This is a genomic window from Acinetobacter sp. CFCC 10889, from assembly GCF_003268395.1.
Lineage (GTDB): Bacteria > Pseudomonadota > Gammaproteobacteria > Pseudomonadales > Moraxellaceae > Acinetobacter.
In genome coordinates, this window is sequence record NZ_LQXQ01000142.1 from 1 (window position 1) to 2,086 (window position 2,086).

Annotated in this window: 2 protein-coding genes; both read left to right on the forward strand. The window is 31.9% G+C overall.

The window, feature by feature from the left end; translation table 11 throughout:
- Positions 1 to 111 precede the first annotated feature (111 nt).
- Positions 112 to 888, forward strand: a complete 777-nt coding sequence (locus AVJ19_RS21000; protein ID WP_111861418.1) for a ParA family protein — start codon at positions 112 to 114, stop codon at positions 886 to 888.
- 11 nt (positions 889 to 899) lie between these two features.
- Positions 900 to 1,811, forward strand: coding sequence for a ParB/RepB/Spo0J family partition protein (locus tag AVJ19_RS21005; RefSeq protein ID WP_111861419.1), 912 nt, complete (start codon positions 900 to 902; stop codon positions 1,809 to 1,811).
- The last annotated feature ends 275 nt before the right edge of the window (positions 1,812 to 2,086 follow it).

Genomic DNA, 2,086 nt, shown 5'->3' on the forward strand with positions numbered 1-2,086 from the left:
AATTGCTTTAGCGTTATACAAATGATCTGCTTTAAATTTAAAAGGTGTAGTAACTTAGCCCAAAGTTATTTATATTAATAGTAATTGTAAATATAGAATGATTTGACAAGTATGTCTGCAAAAATTATTGCTGTTGCGAATCACAAGGGTGGTTGTGGTAAAACAACAACAGTTGTTCATTTAGCCTCTGAGCTAGCAAACTTAGGAAAAAAAGTGCTTGTGATTGATTTAGATCCTCAAGCAAATGCTAGCTTGCATATTGGTTTAAAACATCCAAGTGAAGTTGGAGTAACAACCGCTGAGTTATTAGTGGGTGATGTATCATTACTTACTGATGCTTTAGAAGAAGATACTAATTTTGATAATGTTTCACTAATTTATGGTTCTCTCAATTTAGGAAAAACTGAGGACCAGCTAAAAGAAGATGCGCCAAGACCATCAGAAGAACTCACTACAAAATTAGAACTATTAAAAGATCTTTATGATTTTATTTTAATTGACTGCCCTCCAAGTTTAAAACTATTGACTAGTAATGCTTTAGCATCTTCAACACATGTAATTGTTCCGATTGAATCTGGCTCACAGTATGGTCTATATGGTGTAACAGACTTACTTAATCATTTAGAAAAAATAAAGCGAATCAATCCTGAACTACAATTATTAGGTGCATTACTTATTAAGCACGATGAAAGACAAAATGTCTGTAAACTCATTCGTGATGAAGCATTTAAGCAAGTTGGCTATATTATGGAAACGACTATCCCACAAAGTACAAAAGTAAATCAAGCCGCAATTATGCAGCAGTCTTTACTTAAGCTAGACAAAAGTGGAAAGGTTAGAAAGGCTTTTGAAAGTTTAGCTAAAGAAGTTTTAGCTAAAGTTAACTGATTGAGAATTTTATGGCAACTGCAAAAGAACTTTTAGCTCAAAAGCTGAAACAAAATACTCAAAAGCATCAATTAGCTCAAAAAGATAATATTAAGGAATTAAAGGAATTTAGACGAAATGTCCCCATTGAAGACATTTCACGGAGTCCTTATCAACCGCGTAGAAAATTTGATGAGCAGGAAATAAAAGAACTCGCTGAATCAATCGATGAAGTTGGTTTGTTGCAACCAATCACGGTTCGAAAACTTGAAAATTTAAAATTTGAGTTAATTGCGGGTGAATGTCGATTACGTGCGCATGAAATTTTAAAAAAATCGACTATTGAAGCCATTATTATTGATGCAAATAATGAAGAAGCTTCACTACTTACACTAGCTGAAAATTTAAAACGCCAGGATTTAACAGACTTTGAAATCTATATTGGTCTAGTAGGCTTGGATGAAAATTTAAAGAAAAATAAACAGCGTTTAGCGAAGTCTTTAGGCTTAAATCGCGAAGACATGTATAAATATCTATCTTTTGAAAAATTGCCTAAAGCTATCTTAGATGATTTGGTAAAAGAGCCTCAATTATTAGGTCGAACTGCTGCAACAGCTTTTAAAAAATTTCTTGCAGATCACGACGAAATAAAACAACGTGCTGAAAAAGCCTTGCTAACTGCTTGGATAAAAGTAAAGAAAGGCCAACTTGAACAAACTAAGGCAGTTGCACACGCTACGAAATATCTAATTCAAGATAATAATGATTCGCCATCGACATCGCTTGTAAAAAAAATTGAATATGCTGGGAAAGTTGCTGGTAATATTAAATTTAATGATAGGTTATTAAAGGTTTCTCTAAAAATTTCTCATTTTGATGATACTAGTTTAGAAAAATTAGAAACCCTATTGAAAGAGTTGGTGGAAAAAAATCAAGAAGTGTAGCAAGTTGCTACACTTCTTTTCTTTAAAAGATGGCTGATAGCATACCCTTGGTAATACCTACTAATAAAATTAACCTTAATTAAAAACATTTTTTTAATAAAATATATTTATAAAAGTTCGGCTATGTTGACATTTTCTATTAAAAAATAGCGAGAAAGTAAAATTCAATCGCTAAACTAAATTCACTTCTCACTATACCTCAAACAATGCTGACGCATCAACACAGTTCAAAGTATTTAAATTATTATCTAATGATGCAAATCAAGAATAGGTTT

Excerpts from the sequence above, each read along its gene's own strand:
- AVJ19_RS21000 (WP_111861418.1), top strand. The coding sequence starts at position 112 with ATGTCTGCAAAAATTATTGCTGTTGCGAATCACAAGGGTGGTTGTGGT.
- AVJ19_RS21005 (WP_111861419.1), top strand. The coding sequence starts at position 900 with ATGGCAACTGCAAAAGAACTTTTAGCTCAAAAGCTGAAACAAAATACT.